The following is an 18,931-nucleotide window of genomic DNA, read 5'->3' on the forward strand; positions in this document are numbered from 1 at the left end:
CTCTCCGCGTTCCCGGTAACGCTTCGGCATCCACCCGCCATGCGGTCATTGACACCCTCCCGCGGCGGGACCTAACGTCCTCTCAGCGATTGGAAACTTTCCTAACAGTTCCTGGCAGTCAGCTTTCCCACCCCAGCGCCGCACGGGCCGCCAGGGACAGAGGAGGATCGGGCCGTGAACGACAAGATCCCCACCCCGCCGGGCAGGCCCACCCCGTTGGCCGGCACCCCCAGCCTGCTGCGCGCGATCAACGACCGGGCCGCACTGGAGCTGCTGCTGGCGCACGGTCCGCTCTCCCGCACCCAGATCGGCGCGATGACCGGGCTCTCCAAGCCCACCGCCTCCCAGCTGCTGGCCCGGCTCGAGTCGGCCCGGCTGGTCGAGGCGGTGGGCACCACGGCCGGCGGCCCCGGGCCGAGCGCACAGCTGTACCGGGTCAATCCCGCCGCCGCGTACGTCGCCGGGCTCGACGTGGACACCGCCCGGGTGCGGGTCGCCGTCGCCGACATCACCGGCACCGTGCTCGCCGAGCACACCGTCCCCACCCGGGGCCGGCCCGCCACCGAGGCGGTGCCGCGGACGGTCGCGGCGGTCGCCGAGACGGTCCGGCAGGCCGGCCTCCCGGCGGACTGCCTGCGCGAGATCGTGATCGGGGTACCCGGAGCGCTGGACCCGGTCAGCGGCAAACTCAGGTACGCCTCGCACCTTCCCGGCTGGCACTCCCCCCGGCTGCTGGCCGAACTGGCCGAGGCGCTCGGCACCACGGTGAGCATCGAGAACGACGTCAACCTGGCCGCCGTCGCCGAGCGCTCCTCGGGCGCCGCGCAGGGCTGCGACGACTTCGTGCTGCTCTGGGCCGCCGAGGGCGTCGGTGCCGCGATAGTGCTGGCCGGCCGGCTGCACCGGGGCTTCACCGGCGGTGCGGGCGAGATCGGCTACATGACGGTGCCCGGCGCCCCGGTGGTGCACGACGTCCACCGCAAGAACTCCGGCGGGTTCCAGGAACTCGTCGGTGAGGAGGCGGTGCTGGCCCTGGCCGCCGAGCACGGTCTGGCCGCACCGACCGCCGAAGGGGCCGTCGGGCTCGCCCTGCGGACTCCCGGCGCGGGCGACCTGTTCCTGCGGACCCTGGCCGAACGGCTGGCCGTCGGCCTGTCGGTGGTGGTCGCGGTGGTCGACCCGGAACTGCTGGTGCTCTCCGGCCGCACCCCCACCGCGGGCGGCGAACGGCTCTGCCGGCTGGTCCAGGAGGAACTGGCCAAGATCAGCATCCCCCGCCCCCAGGTGCGCTGCAGTACCGTGCCCGACTCCCCCGTCGTGCACGGCGCCCTGCAGCGCGCCCTGGCCGCCGCCCGGGAAGCGGCCTTCACGACCCACTGATGCTCCCCTCCCCCGCGCACCGCCTCCCATCCCCCGAGCCGGGGCCGAAGGGCGATGCCGCCTGCCCCCGTCCCCCCAGGAGGTCCGACCGATGCACACCCCCCGCCGCTCCCGCCGCCCGGCCGCCGCCGTGGGCTGCGCCGTCCTCGCGCTCCTCGCCACCGCCTGCACCGGCACCGACCCGGCCGGGGGTACCGACGACTCGGCCTCGGGCAAGGACGTGACCATCACCTTCTGGCACGGCTGGAGCCAGGAGAACGAGACCAGGGCGATCCGGGCCAACATCGACGCCTTCCAGAAGCTGCACCCCAACATCCACGTCAAGGTGGTCGGCAACATCGCCGACGACAAGAGCGAGCAGGCGCTGCGGGCGGGCGGCCCGGACGCACCCGACGTGGTGTCCTCCTTCAGCACCGACAACGTCGGCAAGTTCTGCTCGGCGCACGTCTGGACCGACCTGAACCCGCTGCTGAAGAAGGACGGGATAGACCCGGCCACGACCTTCCCGGCCGCGATGCTCAAGTACAGCCAGTTCGAGGGCGACCAGTGCTCACTGCCGCTGCTCGGCGACGCGTACGGGCTCTACTACAACAAGACCGCCTTCGCCGCCGCCGGGATCACCGCGCCGCCGAAGACCTTCAGCGAGTTCGACCAGGACGCGGTCAAACTGACCGTCGCCGAGGGGGACAGCTACCGGCAGCTCGGCTTCATGCCGAACTTCCACGGCTACGAGTCCAGCCCTTCCCACTACTTGGGCCAGTACGACGCCGACTACTTCGCCGCCGACGGCAGGTCGGACATCGCCACCGACCCCAGGGTCGCCGCGATGTTCACCTGGCAGAAGAACCTGATCGGCAAGCTCGGCGGCTTCGAGAAGCTGGAGAGGTTCCGCACCGGCTTCGGCGACGAGTACAGCGCCAAGAACCCGTTCGAGACCGGCCAGGTGGCCATGGCCATCGACGGCGAGTGGCGCACCGCCTCGCTCGCCGACGACAAGGTCCCCTTCGAGTGGGCCACCGCGCCCTTCCCGGTGCCGGACGACCAGGCCGAAACCTACGGGCGCGGCTACCAGACCGGCACCATCATCGGCATCGCCCGGACCAGCCGGAAGCAGACCGCCGCCTGGGAGCTGGTCAAGTACCTGACCTGCGACACCGACGCCGTGGTCGGCTTCGCCAACGCGATCCACAACGTGCCCAGCACCATCGCGGCACTGAGCTCGCCCAAGCTGAACGCCGATCCGGGCTTCAGGACCTTCGTCGAGATCGCCAGGAACCCGCACTCCGACACCACGCCGGCCAGCATCAACGGCGGCGCCTACCAGCTGTCGGTGCAGAACCTCGGCTACGCGTACGAGTCCGGGCAGCAGACCGATCTGGCGGCCGGGCTGGCGGCCACCGCCAAGGAGATCGACACCGCCGTCGAGCAGGCGAAGTGACATGACGGGCAACAGCACTGCCCACTCCGCGGCACTGCGGCGCAAGCGCCGCCGGGAGCGGGCCCGCACCCTGGCCTTCCTGTCCCCCTGGCTGATCGGCTTCGGCCTGTTCTTCGCCTACCCGCTGGCCTCCACCGTCTACTTCTCCTTCATGAAGTACGACGGCTTCACCGCCCCCGTCTTCAGCGGTCTGAAGAACTGGGACTACGTCTTCAACCACTACCCCTTCTTCTGGCAGGGGCTGCGCAACACCCTCTGGCTGGTGGTCGTGATGGTCGCCCTGCGGGTCGCCTTCGGCCTGGGCATCGGCCTGCTGATCACCAAGGTCAAGACCGGCGCCGGCTTCTTCCGGACCGCCTTCTACCTGCCGTACCTGGCACCGCCGGTGGCCGCCACGATGGCCTTCGCCTTCCTGCTCAACCCCGGGACCGGGCCGGTCGACCACCTGCTCGGCGACCTGGGGCTGCCGCAGCCGGGCTGGTTCAACGACCCGTCCTGGTCCAAGCCGGCCCTCACCCTGCTGGCGCTGTGGGGCATCGGCGACCTGATGGTGATCTTCATGGCCGCCCTGCTGGACGTGCCCAGGGAGCAGTACGAGGCCGCCGAGCTGGACGGCGCGGGCGCCTGGCAGCGGTTCCGTTACGTGACCCTCCCGAACATCTCGCCGATCTTGGCGTTCGCGGTGGTCACCGGGGTGATCCAGACCATGCAGTACTACACACAGGCGATCGTCGCCGGGAAGGTCGCCAGCGGGGTGATCGGCGGCTCCGGCCAGCAGTTCGAGCCCGGCTACCCGCACGGCTCCACCTGGACGCTGCCGCAGCTGGTCTACAACCTCGGCTTCCAGCGCTTCGACACCGGCTCGGCCTGTGTGGTCGCGCTGGTCCTGTTCGCCGTCTCGATGGCCGTCACCTCGGCCCTGCTGCGCCGACGTTCGGCCCTTCTCCTCGATGGAGCCGCCCTGGAGAGCGAGGACTGAGATGACCACGACCACCATGTCCCTGCCCGTCCCGGGGAAGACCGCCACCGCCGTACGGCTGGCCCGCAGACGGGCCGTGCTGCACTGGGTGGCCGTCCACTCGACGGCCGTCGCGGCGGCGCTGTTCTTCCTGCTGCCGTTCGTCTTCGTCCTCCTCACCTCGGTGATGTCGGACCGCCAGGCGCTCACCGGCGACCTGTGGCCGCACCAGTGGGTGTGGAGCAACTACGCCAAGGTCTGGCGGACCCCCGGCTTCCTCAGCTGGTGGCGCAACACCCTGCTGTACGCCGGGCTGGGCACCGCGCTGACCGTCGTCTCCAGCGTCCCGGTGGCCTACGCGTTGGCCAGGTTCCGCTTCCGGGGCCGGAGGGTGGCCCTGATGGCGGTGATCTCGATGATGATGTTGCCGCCGCAGGTCACGGTCATCCCGATGTACCTGTTCTGGGCCAAGCAGCTCCATCTCTCCGGCTCGCTCTGGCCGCTGATCATCCCGATGGCGTTCGGCGACGCCTTCTCGATATTCCTGCTGCGGCAGTTCCTGCTGACCATCCCGAAGGAGTACGTGGAGGCCGCCAGGATCGACGGCTGCGGCGAGATCGGCTCCCTGCTGCGGGTGATCCTGCCGATGGCCAGGCCGGCCGTCGCGGCCGTCGCGCTGTTCCAGTTCTTCTACTGCTGGAACGACTACTTCGGCCCGCAGATCTACGCCAGCGAGAACGAGGGCGCCTGGACGCTCAGTTACGGCCTGGAGTCCTTCAAGGGCGCGCACCACACCGACTGGAACCTCACCATGGCCGCCACGCTGCTCGTGATGGCGCCGGTGATCCTGCTGTTCTTCTTCGCGCAGAAAGCCTTCATCGAAGGCGTGACACTGACAGGGGTCAAGGGCTGATGTCTCTCAAACTGGCCGTCGTGGGCGGGGGTTCGACCTACACACCGGAGCTGGTCGACGGTTTGGCCCGTCTGAGGGACACGCTCCCGATCGCCGAACTGGTGCTGATCGACCCGGCGGTGGAGCGGCTGGAGCTGATCGGCGCGCTGGCCCGGCGGATCTTCGCCCGGCAGGGACACGGCGCGGCCGTCACCACCACCTTGGATCTGGCGGCGGGCGTGGAGGGGGCCGACGCCGTACTGCTGCAGCTGCGGGTCGGCGGGCAGGCGGCCCGCAACGAGGACGAGACCTGGCCGCTGGAGTGCGGCTGCATCGGCCAGGAGACCACCGGCGCGGGCGGGTTGGCCAAGGCGCTGCGGACCGTCCCGGTGGTGCTGGACATCGCCGAACAGGTCCGCCGCACCAGTCCGGACGCCTGGATCGTCGACTTCACCAACCCGGTCGGCATCGTCACCCGCGCACTGCAGAGCGCCGGGCACCGGGCGGTCGGGCTGTGCAACGTCGCCATCGGCTTCCAGCGCAAGTTCGCCGCCCACCTGGGCGTCGCACCCGAGCTGGTCCGCCTCGACCACGTCGGCCTCAACCACCTCACCTGGGAGCGCGGCGTCACCCTGCTGGACGCCCCGGGCGCAGCGGGCGGCCGCGAGGTGCTGCCCGAACTGCTGGACGGCTTCGGCCCGCTGATCGCCGAAGACCTGCGGCTGCCGCTGCCACTGATCCGCCGCCTCGGCGTGGTCCCCTCGTACTACCTGCGCTACTTCTACCAGCACGACGCGGTGGTCGAGGAGTTGCGGACCAAGGGCTCGCGAGCCGCCGAAGTCGCCGAGATCGAACGGCAGTTGCTGGCGCTGTACGCCGATCCGACGCTGGACCGCAAGCCCGACCTGCTCGCCAGGCGCGGCGGCGCGTTCTACTCCGAGGCCGCCGTCCAGCTGATCGGCGCACTGCTCGGCACCGGCAGCGGCACCGACGTGCAGGTGGTCAACACCCGCAACGACGGTGTCCTGCCCTTCCTGCCCGACGACGCGGTGATCGAGGTGCCCGCCGAGGTGGACGCCCGGGGCGTACGGCCGCTGCCGCAGCGGCCGGTCGAACCGCTGTACGCGGGCCTGATCGCCGCGGTCACGGCGTACGAGCGGCTCGCCCTGGAAGCCGCCCTCAGGGGCGGCCGGGACCGGGTCTTCGACGCCCTGCTGGCCCATCCGCTGGTCGGCCAGTTGGACCTCGCGGACCGGCTGACCGACCAGCTGCTGGCGCACAACCACGCCCACCTGAGCTGGGCCTGAACCGTCCCGGACGGTCTCATGCGACACCGGCCGGGCCCCTGAGGGCGCGGCCGGCTGCCCGAGGCGGCCGGACAGGACCTGGAACGAGGACTGATGGACCAACCGATGGACCGGCAGCAGGCCGAGCAGCTTCCCGGCGTGCTCGCCATCGACGCCGGCAACAGCAAGACCGATGTCGCCCTGGTCGGCGCCGACGGCACGGTGTACGGCTCGGCGCGCGGCGGCGGTTTCCAGCCGCAGCTGGACGGCGCCGAGCAGGCCATCGCCGGGCTGGCCCCGCTGGTCGAGGCGGCGGCCGCCGAGGCGGGCCTCAGACCCGCCGACGGGGTGCTCACCACCCACGTCAGCGCCTGCCTCGCCAACGCCGACCTGCCCGTCGAGGAGCAGCAGCTCCAGGCCGCGGTCGCCGCCCGGTCGTGGGGGCTGGGCAGCGCCGTCGCCAACGACACCTTCGGGCTGCTGCGGGCCGGCACGGACGGGCCGCGCGGGGTCGCGGTGGTCTGCGGCGCCGGCATCAACTGCGTCGGACTGCTGCCCGACGGCCGTACCGCGCGCTTCCCCGCCCTCGGCCGGCTCACCGGCGACTGGGGCGGTGGCGGGGGGCTGGCCGCCGAGTCGATGTGGCACGCCGCCCGCGCCGAGGACGGCCGCGGCCCCGCCACCGCGCTCGCCTCCGCCATCGCCGCGCACTTCGGGTTGCCGAGCGCGACCGCGGTGGCGGAGGCGATCCACCTCGGGCAGCTGGAACGGACCCGGCTGCACGAGCTCTCCCGGGTGCTGTTCCAGGTCGCGGAGGCGGGTGACACCATCGCGCTGCGCCTGATCGACCGTCAGGCCTGCGAGATCGCCGGCCTCGCGCTGGTCGCCATGCGCCGGCTGAACCTGCTGGACCGGCCGACACCGGTGGTGCTCGGCGGCGGAGTACTGGCCGCCCGCCAGCCCCTGCTGGTCGACAACGTCACCGCCCGGCTGGCCGCTTCCGCGCCGCTGGCCGAGCCCCGGGTCGTGGTCGCCCCGCCGGTCCTCGGCGCCGCCCTGCTCGGCCTGGACCAGCTCGCCGCGGGCAGGATCGGCGGCGGCCCGGCCGCCGAACGCCGCCTGCGCGCCGCCTACGCCGCCCACCACGAGGCGGCTGCCTGAGGCCGCGGCCGGCAACCGGACCTCACGACGACCGGACCCGTCCGGCGGTACCGCGGCGCCCCGGGGCACCCGATCACCGGTCGGGTGCCCGGCGCGCGCCCGACCCCGCACCCGGCGCGCGGCCGACGGTCCTCGACCCCGGCCGCCCCGGGGATCGCCTCCGCCCTGGAGGCGCTGACGGACGCCGCCCGGTCAGCCGGCATGGCGCTCGGCCCGGCCGGTGTGGTCCTGGTCGCCGCGCCCTGGGCGCACGACACCCGGGCGGGTACGGGCGCACCGGTCTCCGCGGGCCAGGTGACCCGGCCGGCCGTGCGGTTCGCCGCGCCCCGGCGGGCTCACCCCGGGCCGCGGCCGCGGAAGGCCCGCCGGTAGTCGCGCGGGGCGACGCCGATCCGGCGGACGAAGGCGGGGCGCAGCGAGACCGCCGAGCCGAAGCCGCAGCGGGTCGCGATCTCGTCCACCGGCAGGTCCGTCTCCTCCAGCAGGCGCTGGGCCGCCAGGACGCGTTGCTCCAGCAGCCAGCGCAGGGGCGGAGTCCCGGTGGCGGCGGTGAAGTTACGGGCGAAGGAGCGCTCGGACATGGCCGCCAGCTTCGCCAACTCACCTACGGTCCAGGGAACTTCGAGGGCGCCGAGCACGGTGGCCCGGACCGCCGCCAACGGGTCGCCGTCGGCGCCGCCCTCGGGTACCGGCGAGGGAATGAACTGGGCCTGCCCACCGGACCGGAACGGCGCGGTGACCATCGCCCGGGCGATCTCCGCCGCCGCCTGCTGGCCGTATGCCGAGCGGACCAGGTGCAGGCAGAGGTCGATCCCGGCGGCGACCCCGGCCGAGGTCCAGATCTCGCCGTCGCCGGTGAACAGCACTTCCGGGTCCACCTCCACCGCCGGGTGGCGGCGGGCGAGTTCGGGCGCCAGCGCCCAGTGGGTGGTGGCGCGGCGGCCGTCCAGCAGTCCGGCCTCGGCCAGGACGAAGGCCCCGGCGCAGAGCGAGGCGATCGGCACACCGCACGCGTGGGCGGCCCGCAGCGCGTCCAGGATCCCGGGGTCGCGCGGCGCCGTCGGTTCCTCGACTCCGGGCACCAGGACGAGGTCGCAGTCGGCGAGCGCGTCCAGCCCGTGGTCTGGCAGCCGCTCCAGCCCGCCGCCGAGCCGCACCCGTACGCCCTCGGGCCCGCAGACCCGCAGCTCGAAGGGGGGTACCCCGGGCCGGGTGTTCCGGTTGGCCCAGACCTCGCCGATCACGGCGTAGTCGAAGGCCCGTACGCCGTCGAAGAGCAGGCACCCCACCGTACGCATGGCGAACGGGCCGACCGCAGCACTCATGGCAGAAATCTATCGATCATCGGCGCTCCCGCCTCTCACCGCGCCGCCGCCCCGGGCCGCATGCTGAAGCCATGACGAACACCGCTCCCTTCGGCGCCCCGCTCCGCCTCACCGACGACGCCGTGCTGATCGTGATCGACGTCCAGCAGGGTTTCGAGGATCCCGTCCTCGGTGCCCGGGACAATCCCGAGGCCGAGCAGCGGATCGCCGAGCTGCTGGACCTCTGGCACAACACCGGCCGCCCGGTCGTGGTGGTGCAGCACGAGACGACGGGCGGCACCCTGGACCGCGGCACCCCGGGGTACGAGCTCAAGCCCTTCGTGGCCGCGGCCAGCCGGGACCTGCACATCACCAAGACCGTGAACAGCGCCTTCTACGGCACCCCCGACCTGCACGAGTGGCTCCAACAGCGCGGTGCCACCCAGTTGGTGACGGTCGGCATCATGACCAACGTCTGCAACGAGACCACCGCCCGGATGGGCGGCAACCTCGGCTACGACGTGGTCTTCCCGATCGACGCCATGCACACCTTCGACATGGCGGGCCCGGACGGCGGGAAGATCCCCGCCGCCGACCTCGCCCGCGCCACCGCCGCGACGCTGCACAGCATGCGGTTCGCCAAGGTGGTCACCACCAAGGACGTGCTGGCGGCGGGCGCGCCCGAGTGATACCGGCCGGCAGCAGGGAGCGCCGCGGGCCCTGCTGCCGGTCGGTCCAACGGCCCTACCGGGGTTGGTGGAGGTACGGGGTGGTGGTGCCCAGCTCGACGAAGCCCAGCCGCTTCAGGATCGGGCGGCTCTGGTCGGAGGCGTCGACCTGGAGGTAGCGGTAGCCGCGCTCGGCGGCGAGGCGGGCGCGGTGGGCGACCATGGCCCGGTAGATGCCCCGGCCGCGCCACTCGGCGAGGGTGCCGCCGCCCCACAACCCGGCGAACTCGGTGCCCGGGTTGAACTCGAGCCGCGCCGCGCACACCGGCTGCTCGCCCGCCATGGCCAGGACCACGATGAGCGACTCCGGGTCCACGGCCAGCCGGTCGAGCAGCCGCTGCCGCAGCCGGGAGCCGTCCGTGCCGAAGACCCGCTCGTGCACGTCCTTCACCAGGTCGATCCCGGCCTCGTCGGTCACCGGCACCAGGCGTACCCCGCCCGGCGGTTCGGCCTCGGTGGACAGCGCCTCGACCGGCGCCACCAGCAGCGTCTCCGCGGGTTCCGGCACGAACCCGGCCGCCCGCAGCCGGCCACCCAGGTCGGCGGGCCGGTCGTGCGAGTAGAGCTTCCATTCGAACTCCACGCCCAGCGCGCCGAAGTGCCGCAGCTGCGCCGCGATCGCCGCGTCGGCGGTCTCCTCGTCCAGCCCCGACCAGAGCACACCGTTCCACGCGTGTCGCGCACCGGTCTGCCGCACCACGCCGTCCACCCGTTCGACCACGGCCCCGGGGCCGTCGGGTACGGCGTCTCGCCTCATCTGCCGGTCGAAGACCGCCAGCAACGTCTCACTGTCCATCAGCCGGTACTCCAGCACCGGCCCGTGGTCACGGCAAGTCGTTTTCCCGCGGCGCCCAGAGGAAGCGGTAGGCCGTCCCCTCCTCGGCGTTGAGCAGCACGTACTCCCGCCCCGGGCCGGTGGCGACCTCGTACAGCCTGGTCAGCAGCTCGGTCCGGTCCAGCACCGGCAGGCCGAGCGCCGCCGCGGTGGCGGCCTGGTCGGCGTCGAAGTCGGGGTGGTACTCCAGCAGTTCCTCCAGCGCCTCCTCGTCCTGGGCGAGGGTCCGTTCCAGACTCTCGTCCAGGCAGCTCTGCCAGTGCGGGGCGCCGATCAGCAGCCGGAGCAGTTCGGGGAGGCCGGCGGCGAGCAGCGTGGCCCCGCCCTCGGAGTCGGCGTAGAGGATCGGGCGTTCCTCGCCGCCCTCGCCGCAGAAGAAGTACGTGCCGCCCGCGCCGTCCTTCGCGATGCCCTCCAGCGCCTCGCCGGAGGCCAGCCGGACCTCCTCCACGTGGTCGTAGTAGGCGATGTCGAACTCGCCCGGCCAGCAGAGGAAACCGGCGACGTCGTCGTTGTCCCGGATCAGCTTGAGAAGTCCCATGCGCCGCACTTTAGAAGACGGCACCCTCGGCGGGCGGAGCGGCCGTCCGGCGGATGGCGACCATTGCCGCGTCGTCGCCCAGCCTTCCCTGGACGTGCGCGAGCAGACCGTCCCTCAGGTACCGCAGCAGGTCCTCCGGTTCGTCGCCCGACCACGCCGCCGCCCGCTCGGCGAGCGGGTAGAAGGCACCCGCGTCGTCGCGTGCCTCGATCACACCGTCCGTGTACAGCAACAGCAGGTCGCCCGGACCGAATCCGAAGGTCACCGGCTCGAACTCGGCGAGGCCGAGGGCGATGCCCAGTCCCAGCGGCAGTGAGGACGGCGCCCTCAGCTCGCTCGTGCGGCCGTCCCGCACCAGCAGGGCCGGCGGATGGCCGCAGTCGACCAGGTGGACCAGCGGTTCGTCGTCGGGGATGTCGAGCACCATGGCCGTCACGAACGACTCGCTGTGCTCGGACGGCTCGTGGTCGGGGCCGGCGTCCCGCCACTGGACGGCATCCCAGTGGACGGCACCGTCGAGATGGATCCCCAGATTGGTCAGGGTGGCCTGCCGGTGGGCGGCGGCGCGGAAGGCGCCGAGCACCAACGACGCCAGGTTGATGGCGGCGAGGCCCTTGCCGCGGACGTCACCGATGATCATCCGGGTACCGCCCGTCCTGCGGGCCGCCGCGTACAGATCGCCGCCCATCTGCGCCTCGGCCTCGGCGGGAAGGTACAGCGAGGCGATCTGGAGCGGGCCCGCCCGGCCCGGCAGCGGCTGCAGCAGCACCTTCTGGGCCGCCGCCGCCACCGACCGCACCTTCGTCAGCTCACGCGAGTGCCGCTCCCGTACCAGGGTGAAGACCACCACCAGGGCGGAGACGACCACCAGTGCGGCGATCTGCACCTGGATGTTCTCGGTGCCGATCACGCTCCGCTGGACACCGATCGCGACCTGGCCGAGCACCGCGAGCACAGCGACCAACGCCGTCCCCCGGGCCCGGGCGAACGACGCCGTGATCGCCGGGGCCGCCACCAGCAGTGGCCCCAGATGGACGTCGGGCGGGGCCAGGATGTCCACGACACAGACCACCACGATCAGCCCGAAGGGAATCAGCAGCAGCGACCGGCGGAGATGCGACCACAGCCGGAAGGACATGGGTCATAGTTACACCCCGGCACCCCCGCGCCCCGGGTGGACACGGCGCGCACTCGGGTTGTGCGCGCGGCAGCGCCCGCGCGCACCCGCCGTTCAGCGCCCACCCGTCCCGTACGCTCACCGGAGCTCGGTGCGCACCCACTCCGCCAGGACCTTGGCGCAGCCGTCCACCGACTCCCGCCAGCTGCGGGCGGCCCCCTCGTCGGCCTCGTCGCTGACGTGCTTGATCAGGCGGATCGGCACCCCCGCGCGCTGGGCGACGGTGGCGAGCGCGTAACCCTCCATGTCGACCAGGTCGGCGCGCTCGGCCAGCCGGTCGCGGGCCCCGGGGTCGGAGACGAACAGGTCACCGGTGGCCAGCACCGGCCCGGGGGTCCCACTCACCGTGATCGGCGCGCCGTAGAGCCGGCCGCTGAGCGCGTGGAGCGCCGGGGTGTCGATGTCGTGCTGGATCACCTGCGCCACCTGGTGGGTGCCGAACCAGCCGGGCCGCAGCGCGCCGGCGGTACCCAGGTTGACGATCTCGGACGGGACCTCGCCCCGGGCCAACACGGTGGCCAGCGAAGCGGCCGCGTTGACCTTCCCCATGCCGGTGAGCAGCACGGGGAAGCTGTCGTCGAGGTGGACGGCCTCCTCCTGGACGGCGACGACGAGCAGCGGACGGTCGGGAGTGATCGTTCCAAGCAGACGCATACGGTCCATGGTAGGCGCCCCCTCCACGCCCCGGCAGGTGCCGGTCAGGTACCAGGGCCGTCCCGACCCGGTACCGGTTCCGCACGGCCGTACCCGCCGTGCCCGGTCACCGCTTAGGGTGCATCCGCGCCGCCGGCCGCCGGGCACCACCGGGGGCTCCGGCCGGACGGGGCACGGGAGTTGGGAACAGGCGAAGCTCAAGAGGCGCACAACTCGCGTGTGGCCGCCCGGGGCCGTGGCCATACTGCTTGGCAATGGCGGGCTCCGGTGAGGCGGGGCCGCCCTTGGGGGGAGGGTGGGGCAGGTGGCAGCACCGGCGCAGACCGCGAGAGCAGCACCCGGACCGGTGGTGGCTCCGGTACCCGGACCGGCGGCGGCGCCCGTCCCGCCCGTGGTCCGGCGCGCCATGGCGTGGCCGCGCCGCGCCACCCGGACCGCGCCCGCCCGACTGCGTACCGCCGCCGTCCTGTTGACCGCCCTGGTACTGGCCTTCGGCGCGCTGACGGCCTGGCAGGCCGCCGCCCGGGCCCGCGCGGCCGGCCAGGTGGTGTCGCACAGTCAGCCGCTGAGCCAGAACGCCGCCGAGATCTACCGCTCGCTCGCCGACGCCGACGCCACCGCCGCGTCCGCCTTCCTGCTCGCGGGCGACGCGCCGCAGGCCGTCCGCGACCGCTACCACGGCGACCTGGACACCGCCGCCCGGCTGCTCGCCGAGGCCGCCGCCCGGGCCGGCTCCTCCTCCGAGGCCCAGCAGTGGGTCGCCACCCTGAACCGGCAACTCCCGCAGTACGCGGGCCTGGTGGAGACCGCCGGGGCGGACGACCGGCAGGGCCTGCCGCTCGGCGGAGCGTATCTGCGCTACGCGTCCGGCCGGATGCAGGACACCATGCTGCCCGCCGCCCAGCACCTCGCGGCGGTGGAGGCCGGGCGGCTGGACGGTGACTACCGTGCCGCCGACTCGTTCCCGTGGGCGGCCCTGGCGCTCGGACTGCTGACGCTCGTGGTACTGGTCCGCTGCCAGGTGCTGCTGCTGCGCCGGACCAACCGGGTGTTCAACCCGGGTTTGCTCGGCGCGAGTGCCGCCGTGCTGGCCGCGCTGGCCTGGCTGACGGCGGGCAGCCTGTCCGCCCGGTCCGGGCTGGCGGACAGCCGGGCGAACGGCGCCGTCCCGCTGCGCACGCTCGACCAGGCCAGGATCGAGGCCCTCCAGTCGCACACGGCGGAGAACCTGGACCTGGTCGCCCGGGGCGCCTCCGGCACCTACACCAGGCAGTGGTCCGCGCTGACCGCCTCGCTGGCCGGCCCGCCCGCCGCGGACGGCGTGAACGGCGGCGGGCGAAGTGGCGGCACCCTCGCCCGGGCCCGCTCGAGCGCGCCCGGCGAGGCGGCTGCGGCCCTGGCCGAGGCCCAGACGCTCTTCGCCGCCTGGGACGACCGGCACAGGACCGCCGCCAGGAGCAACGAACAGGGCGACTACGACGCCGCACTGCACGCCACGGTCGGCGGCACCGATGCCTCCGCGGAGAGCGCCTTCACCGCCCTGGACCAGCAGTTGGCCCGGGCGGCGACGGCGGAGCAGGCGGCGTTCACCCACTCGGCCAAGGGCACCGACGGGGTGCTGGACGCGGTGGCGGCGGGGTCCGCGGTCCTGGCCGTGCTGGCGGCGGCCGGGGTGCTCCGCGGCCTCGGCCGCCGGCTGGCCGAGTACCGGTGAGGGGGCTGACGATGCGTAGCACAGTGGCACGTACCGCACGACTGGGCGGCGTTGCCGTACTGGCGGCCTGGCTGCTCGGCGCGGGCGGTCCGGGGGCGCCCGTCCGCACGGCGGTGCAGCGGCCCGAGGCCGTCCCGCCGCAGGCCGCCCCGGCCTCGGCGGGCGGCTGCGAGGACCGCACGCCGGCGCCGAGCCGCAGCGAGAGCGGGCCCAAGGTCCAGCAGATCAAGCAGCGCGGCACCCTGATCATCGGAGTGGACCAGAACAGCTACCACTGGGGCTACCGCAACCCGCAGACCGGCCGGGTCGAGGGCTTCGACATCGACCTGGCGCGAGCGGTGGCCAAGGCGCTGCTCGGCGATCCGGACAAGGTGACCTATCGGACCGTGCCGACGGCCAAGCGTATGGAAGCCGTCAAGAACGGCCAGGTCGATCTCATCGCCCGTACGATGACGATCACCTGTGAGCGGTGGCAGGAGATCGCCTTCTCCGCCCCGTACTTCGCCTCCGGCCAGCGGCTGGTGGTACCGAAGGCGGCCAAGGTCACCAGCCTGGCGCAGGGGCTCAGGGGCAGCCGCGCCTGCGTGGCCGACCAGTCGTCCTCGCAGGCGGTGCTCAGTCCCGGAGGGAACCGGAACCCCTACGGGACGGCCGGCATCAGGGTGGTGGAGAACCAGCTGGACTGCCTGGTGCTGATGCAGCTGGGACAGGTGGACGCCACGCTCACCGACACCGCGCTGGCGGCCGCCCAGGCCGCACAGGACCCGACGGTCGAGCAGGCCGGCGAGCAGATCGCCTTCGCCCACATGGGCATCGCGATGCGGAAGGAGGACACCGACCTGGTGGCGCGGGTGAACCAGGTGCTGGTGGACTACCGGGCGGACGGCGGCTGGCGGGCGAGCTACGACCACTGGCTGGCCGGGAGCATGGGGGCCGACCCGGCCGCGTACCTCAGGTGACCCGTCCGGAATAGTGGCGGCCATCGGAGCTGGACGTACGGACGAAGGAAGGACGGAGCATTGGCAGGATCTGCTGGCCCGGTGATGAACCGGGAGGAGGTGGACCGCGCCCTGGCGCGGCTCGGTGCCGAGCGCGATGCCGTGGAGGCGGCGCTGCTGGCCCTGCAGGACCACCAGGGCCGCCGGCTACTGGAGGGCGCCGCGCTGAGCGGGCGCACCGAGGAGCGCTGGTCCGTCGCCGCGCAGGCCCTGACGCTGCTCTGGGAGCTGTTCGACCGCTACTCGGAGGCGCTGGCCTCCGCCCGGGCGGTCCGCTCCCGCCGCAACCGTCCGGGTAGCGCCGAACTGGCCGAGCTGAGCGAGCTGCTCGGCGGCCCGGCCGTGACCGTCCCCGGCGGCCGGCTGCCGGAGGCGGCGGGCCCCGGGCCGGCCCGGCTGGTGGAGCGGATCAGCCTGGACGAGCTGATGGAGCGGATGAACGCCTGGTACGCCACCGTGCTCGAGGTGGTGAACGCCGCCGACGCGGTCTGGTCCGCGCTGCCCGCCCGGATAGACCTGCTGCTGGTCGAGCTGGGCCGGGTGCAGATGCTCGCCGTCTCGGTCGGCGTCCGCCCGGGCAGCCATCCGCTCGGCGACGATCTGGCCGGTCTGGCCGAGGAGTTGACGACACTGCGGGCCGAGGTGCTGGCCGACCCGCTGGCGCTCTGGCGTCCGGCCCGGGTGCCGGCGCAGCGTGCCGGCGACACCCCCACCGGGGCCGGCCCGTTCGCCCCGGCCGCGGGTGTGGTCGACACCGAGCGCTTCGACCGGGCCGGGCGCGGCCTGGACGACATCCGGGTCGAGCTGGAGGGGCTGCTCCGACTGCGGGACGAGGCCCATGAGCGGTTGCAGCAGGTCGGCGACCTGCTGCAACGCGCCGATGCCACACTTGCCGAGGCCCGCCGGGCCCGCGGCGAGGTGCTGGCGAAGATCGCCGCGACCGAGGTGCCGGCCGTGCCGGGGCCCGCCTCGGCACTGCGTGAACGGATCGTCCAGGCAGTGGAGTTGCAGCAGACCGGCCAGTGGCACCGACTGGCACCCCTGCTGGACACCCTGGAGGACGCCGCCACCAAGGAGCTCGCCCGGGCCCGGCAGTCACTCACCGAGGTCGCCCAACCGCTTGCGCTCCGGGCCGAGTTGCGCGGGCGGCTGGAGGCGTACAAGGCGATGGCCGCCCGGCTCGGACTGGCCGAGGACCCGGAGGTGGTCGAGCGCTTCGAGAAGGCCCGCTGGCTGCTGTGGAGCGCGCCGTGCGACCTGCGGGCGGCGGCGGAGGCGGTGAACCGCTTCCAGCAGTCGATAAGACCCGCCCGGCCGCCGGCGCCGCGGCCCGAGGCGGGCGGGCCGGTTGACCGACCGGCGATCGGGTACCAGGACGAACGGGGGGCATGAGATCCATGGGCGAGGCATGTGTACGGCCGGAGTGCTCCGGCTCGGGGACGATCGACGCGGACGGCTACTGCGACGAGTGCGGGCTCGCCCCCGCGGCGGGTGCCGCCGCGGCCACCTCCACCGGCGCCGGGCCCGCTCCGGCCCGGCGGGCGGGCCCGGGTGACGGGTGCGCCAGGGGCGAGTGCACCGGGACGATCGACGCGGACGGCTACTGCGACGAGTGCGGCCTGGCCCCGCTGGAGACGCTCCCCCCGACCCAGCCGTACCTGCCGTCGGCCCGCACGGCCTCCCCGGACTCCAGCCGCTCGGCGCGGACCATGTCGGGCCGTTCCCGTTCGCACCGCTCCACCCGTACCGGCAGCGGCCGTTCGCTCTCGGTCCGCAGCAGCAAGGGCGGCAGCACGGGTACGGCACGGCGCGGCAACCTGGGCGCCGGCCTGGTGACAGTGCCTGCGGTGCCCCGACCCGACCCGGCGGCGGCCGTGCTGACGGACCCGCAGGTGCCCGAGCACAAGCGGTTCTGCAGCAAGTGCGACACCCCGGTGGGCCGGGAGAAGAACGGCCGGCCCGGCCGGCCCGAGGGCTTCTGCACCAAGTGCGGCACGCCGTACTCGTTCACGCCCAAGCTGGTCCGCGGCGACCTGGTCGGCGGCCAGTACGAGGTGCTCGGCTGCCTGGCCCACGGCGGTCTCGGCTGGATCTACCTGGCGGTGGACCGGCGGGTCAGCGACCGATGGGTGGTGCTCAAGGGCCTGCTGGACACCGGCGACGAGGACGCGCTGGCGGTGGCGATAGCGGAGCGCCGCTTCCTGGCCGAGGTGGACCACCCGAACATCGTCCGCATCATCAACTTCGTCGAGCACCCCGATCTGCGCACCGGCTCCACCGACGGCTACATCGTGATGGAGTACGTCGGCGGCAAGTCGCTCAAGGACATCGCGGGCGGGCGCCGCACCCCCGACGGCCGCCGCGATCCGCTGCCGGTGGAGCAGGCCATCGCGTACGCGCTGGAGGCGCTGCCCGCGTTGGGCTACCTGCACAGCCGGGGGTTGGTCTACTGCGACTTCAAGATCGACAACGTGATACAGGCCGAGGACTCGCTCAAGATCATCGACATGGGCGCCGTCCGCCGCTTCGACGACGAGGGCCCGATCTACGGCACGGTCGGCTACCAAGCCCCGGAGATCGCCACCCACGGCCCCTCCCCCGCCTCCGACCTCTACACCGTGGCGCGCACCCTGGCCGTGCTCACCTTCGACTTCCAGGGCTACTCGACCGCCTACCGCTACGACCTGCCCGACCCCGAGCAGGTCCCGGTCTTCGACCGGTACGAGTCGTACTACCGCCTCCTGGTCCGAGCCACCGATCCGGACCCGGCCCGCCGATTCGCCTCCGCCGAGGAGATGGCCGACCAGCTGACGGGCGTGCTGCGCGAGGTGCTGAGCCTGCAGGACGGGCGGGCCAGGCCCGCCGCCTCCACCCTGTTCGGCCCCGAACTGCGGGTGGTGGACACCGAGTTGACCACCGAGCCGCTGGACGCTGCGGCCGCCGCGCTGGCCCTGCCGGTACCCCGGGTCGACCCAGGCGACCCGGGCGCCGGATTCCTCGCCACCCTGGTCGCCGGCTCGCCCGCCGAGGCGCTGGCCGCCCTCGCCGCCGCACCGGTCCCCTCGGTCGAGCTGCGGCTGCGCGAACTGCGCGCCCACCTGGAGCTGCGGGACGACGCCGCGGTGGACGCCGCTCTGCACGCCCTGGCGCAGGAGTACCCGGACGACTGGCGGACGGTCTGGTACCGGGGGCTGGCGGCGCTGGTGATCCCCGCACCGGACCCTGCCTCCCGGCCGGCCCGGATCGCCGAGGCGGCCGAGGCCTTCGACGCCGTCTACGACGCGTTCCCCGGCGAGGCCGCGCCCAAGCTGGCCCTGGCCGTCTGCGCCGAACTGGCCGGCTCGGGCGAGGACGCGGCCGAGTTCTACCGACTGGTCGGCAGCACCGACCCGGCCTACGTCAGTGCCGCCTTCGGCCTGGCCCGGGTCCGGCTGGCCGCCGGCGACCGGCCGGGCGCGGTGCGGGCGCTGGAGGCGGTGCCCGAGGTGTCGACGCACTACACCGCCGCCCGGATCGGCGCCGTCCGGGCCCGGCTGCGCGGCCGGGCAGCGGGTGATCCGCTCGGTCCCGACCTGGTCCGCTGCTCCGAGCAACTGGCCGGGCTCACCCTGGACGCCCGGCGGAGCGAGGAACTGGCGATCGAGGTGCTCGACAGCGCGTTGGCCTGGGTGCTGGCCGGGCGGCCGGGAGCGGGCCCGGACGCCGCCGTTCGGGTACTCGGACATTCGACCGGTGAACGGGAACTGCGCTTCGCTCTGGAACACTCCTACCGAGTGCTGGCCCGGTTGTCCGACCGGACCGAGACCAGGATCGAGATGGTGGAACGGGCGAACCGGGCCCGTCCCCGGACGTGGGTGTGAGTGCG

The 18,931-nt window shown here is 73.4% G+C and carries 17 protein-coding genes; 12 read left to right on the forward strand and 5 right to left on the reverse strand.

The annotated features are described in order from the left end of the window. The first annotated feature begins 174 nt into the window (after positions 1–174). From ACWDAK_RS25255 to ACWDAK_RS25285, 7 genes are all read left to right on the forward strand, one after another. A complete protein-coding gene (locus ACWDAK_RS25255; protein WP_427394713.1) occupies positions 175–1,380 on the forward strand; it encodes an ROK family transcriptional regulator in 1,206 nt (401 codons plus the stop codon). Between the two features lie 91 nt (positions 1,381–1,471). Beyond that, positions 1,472–2,818: an extracellular solute-binding protein gene (locus ACWDAK_RS25260; protein ID WP_344635162.1), complete on the forward strand. Its 1,347-nt coding sequence runs from the start codon at positions 1,472–1,474 to the stop codon at positions 2,816–2,818. Between the two features lies 1 nt (position 2,819). Beyond that, positions 2,820–3,797, forward strand: coding sequence for a carbohydrate ABC transporter permease (locus ACWDAK_RS25265; RefSeq protein ID WP_427394712.1), 978 nt, complete (start codon positions 2,820–2,822; stop codon positions 3,795–3,797). Between the two features lies 1 nt (position 3,798). Then, positions 3,799–4,689, forward strand: a complete 891-nt coding sequence (locus ACWDAK_RS25270; RefSeq protein ID WP_344635160.1) for a carbohydrate ABC transporter permease — start codon at positions 3,799–3,801, stop codon at positions 4,687–4,689. Then, positions 4,689–5,975, forward strand: a complete 1,287-nt coding sequence (locus ACWDAK_RS25275) for a 6-phospho-beta-glucosidase (RefSeq protein WP_344635159.1) — start codon at positions 4,689–4,691, stop codon at positions 5,973–5,975. The genes ACWDAK_RS25270 and ACWDAK_RS25275 overlap by 1 nt, the downstream gene beginning before the upstream one ends. 93 nt (positions 5,976–6,068) lie before the next feature. Further along, entirely contained in the window at positions 6,069–7,115 is a 1,047-nt protein-coding gene (locus tag ACWDAK_RS25280) for an N-acetylglucosamine kinase (protein ID WP_427394711.1), read from the forward strand. An 84-nt stretch (positions 7,116–7,199) separates the two neighbouring features. Beyond that, positions 7,200–7,487: a hypothetical protein gene (locus ACWDAK_RS25285; RefSeq protein ID WP_427394710.1), complete on the forward strand. Its 288-nt coding sequence runs from the start codon at positions 7,200–7,202 to the stop codon at positions 7,485–7,487. Here ACWDAK_RS25285 and ACWDAK_RS25290 read toward each other — a convergent pair. Further along, positions 7,451–8,440 (reverse strand): GlxA family transcriptional regulator, encoded by a 990-nt coding sequence (locus tag ACWDAK_RS25290; RefSeq protein WP_427394709.1) that lies wholly within the window; start codon positions 8,438–8,440, stop codon positions 7,451–7,453. The genes ACWDAK_RS25285 and ACWDAK_RS25290 overlap by 37 nt on opposite strands. Before the next feature lie 71 nt (positions 8,441–8,511). Between ACWDAK_RS25290 and ACWDAK_RS25295 the strand changes: the two genes are divergently transcribed. After that, positions 8,512–9,108 carry a cysteine hydrolase family protein gene (locus ACWDAK_RS25295; RefSeq protein ID WP_427394708.1) on the forward strand — a complete coding sequence of 199 codons (597 nt, stop codon included), beginning with the start codon at positions 8,512–8,514 and terminating at the stop codon, positions 9,106–9,108. Between the two features lie 55 nt (positions 9,109–9,163). On the opposite strand, the gene ACWDAK_RS25300 is transcribed toward ACWDAK_RS25295, so the two are convergent. The 4 genes from ACWDAK_RS25300 to ACWDAK_RS25315 form a co-directional block, all read right to left on the reverse strand. Further along, positions 9,164–9,943 carry a GNAT family N-acetyltransferase gene (locus ACWDAK_RS25300; protein WP_427394707.1) on the reverse strand — a complete coding sequence of 260 codons (780 nt, stop codon included), beginning with the start codon at positions 9,941–9,943 and terminating at the stop codon, positions 9,164–9,166. Positions 9,944–9,971: 28 nt separating this feature from the next. Next, entirely contained in the window at positions 9,972–10,523 is a 552-nt protein-coding gene (locus tag ACWDAK_RS25305; protein WP_344635153.1) for a hypothetical protein, read from the reverse strand. A gap of 10 nt (positions 10,524–10,533) precedes the next feature. Further along, positions 10,534–11,661 carry a PP2C family protein-serine/threonine phosphatase gene (locus ACWDAK_RS25310; RefSeq protein ID WP_427394706.1) on the reverse strand — a complete coding sequence of 376 codons (1,128 nt, stop codon included), beginning with the start codon at positions 11,659–11,661 and terminating at the stop codon, positions 10,534–10,536. Positions 11,662–11,778: 117 nt separating this feature from the next. After that, positions 11,779–12,354: a nucleosidase gene (locus tag ACWDAK_RS25315; RefSeq protein WP_344635151.1), complete on the reverse strand. Its 576-nt coding sequence runs from the start codon at positions 12,352–12,354 to the stop codon at positions 11,779–11,781. A 304-nt stretch (positions 12,355–12,658) separates the two neighbouring features. Between ACWDAK_RS25315 and ACWDAK_RS25320 the strand changes: the two genes are divergently transcribed. The 4 genes from ACWDAK_RS25320 (at position 12,659) to ACWDAK_RS25335 (ending at position 18,926) form a co-directional block, all read left to right on the forward strand. Continuing rightward, on the forward strand, positions 12,659–14,068 hold the full coding sequence (locus ACWDAK_RS25320; RefSeq protein WP_427394705.1) for a hypothetical protein: 1,410 nt from the start codon (positions 12,659–12,661) through the stop codon (positions 14,066–14,068). 11 nt (positions 14,069–14,079) lie between these two features. Next, positions 14,080–15,027 (forward strand): glutamate ABC transporter substrate-binding protein, encoded by a 948-nt coding sequence (locus ACWDAK_RS25325; protein WP_427394704.1) that lies wholly within the window; start codon positions 14,080–14,082, stop codon positions 15,025–15,027. A gap of 84 nt (positions 15,028–15,111) precedes the next feature. Beyond that, the gene (locus tag ACWDAK_RS25330; RefSeq protein ID WP_427394717.1) at positions 15,112–16,458 is read left to right on the forward strand and encodes a hypothetical protein; all 1,347 of its coding nucleotides are present in this window, start codon (positions 15,112–15,114) and stop codon (positions 16,456–16,458) included. Further along, positions 16,455–18,926 (forward strand): serine/threonine-protein kinase, encoded by a 2,472-nt coding sequence (locus ACWDAK_RS25335; protein WP_425557543.1) that lies wholly within the window; start codon positions 16,455–16,457, stop codon positions 18,924–18,926. The genes ACWDAK_RS25330 and ACWDAK_RS25335 overlap by 4 nt, the downstream gene beginning before the upstream one ends. The last annotated feature ends 5 nt before the right edge of the window (positions 18,927–18,931 follow it).

It is taken from the genome of Kitasatospora sp. NPDC001175 (genome assembly GCF_053598215.1).

What these genes read in the sequence shown, in the direction of transcription:
- ACWDAK_RS25300 (WP_427394707.1), bottom strand. Translation starts at nt 9,943, where the DNA reads ATGGACAGTGAGACGTTGCTGGCGGTCTTCGACCGGCAGATGAGGCGA.
- ACWDAK_RS25330 (WP_427394717.1), top strand. Translation starts at nt 15,112, where the DNA reads ATGAACCGGGAGGAGGTGGACCGCGCCCTGGCGCGGCTCGGTGCCGAG.
- ACWDAK_RS25310 (WP_427394706.1), bottom strand. Translation starts at nt 11,661, where the DNA reads ATGTCCTTCCGGCTGTGGTCGCATCTCCGCCGGTCGCTGCTGCTGATT.
- ACWDAK_RS25315 (WP_344635151.1), bottom strand. Translation starts at nt 12,354, where the DNA reads ATGCGTCTGCTTGGAACGATCACTCCCGACCGTCCGCTGCTCGTCGTC.
- ACWDAK_RS25295 (WP_427394708.1), top strand. Translation starts at nt 8,512, where the DNA reads ATGACGAACACCGCTCCCTTCGGCGCCCCGCTCCGCCTCACCGACGAC.
- ACWDAK_RS25325 (WP_427394704.1), top strand. Translation starts at nt 14,080, where the DNA reads ATGCGTAGCACAGTGGCACGTACCGCACGACTGGGCGGCGTTGCCGTA.
- ACWDAK_RS25260 (WP_344635162.1), top strand. Translation starts at nt 1,472, where the DNA reads ATGCACACCCCCCGCCGCTCCCGCCGCCCGGCCGCCGCCGTGGGCTGC.
- ACWDAK_RS25305 (WP_344635153.1), bottom strand. Translation starts at nt 10,523, where the DNA reads ATGGGACTTCTCAAGCTGATCCGGGACAACGACGACGTCGCCGGTTTC.
- ACWDAK_RS25280 (WP_427394711.1), top strand. Translation starts at nt 6,069, where the DNA reads ATGGACCAACCGATGGACCGGCAGCAGGCCGAGCAGCTTCCCGGCGTG.
- ACWDAK_RS25275 (WP_344635159.1), top strand. Translation starts at nt 4,689, where the DNA reads ATGTCTCTCAAACTGGCCGTCGTGGGCGGGGGTTCGACCTACACACCG.
- ACWDAK_RS25290 (WP_427394709.1), bottom strand. Translation starts at nt 8,440, where the DNA reads ATGAGTGCTGCGGTCGGCCCGTTCGCCATGCGTACGGTGGGGTGCCTG.
- ACWDAK_RS25265 (WP_427394712.1), top strand. Translation starts at nt 2,820, where the DNA reads ATGACGGGCAACAGCACTGCCCACTCCGCGGCACTGCGGCGCAAGCGC.
- ACWDAK_RS25335 (WP_425557543.1), top strand. Translation starts at nt 16,455, where the DNA reads ATGAGATCCATGGGCGAGGCATGTGTACGGCCGGAGTGCTCCGGCTCG.
- ACWDAK_RS25270 (WP_344635160.1), top strand. Translation starts at nt 3,799, where the DNA reads ATGACCACGACCACCATGTCCCTGCCCGTCCCGGGGAAGACCGCCACC.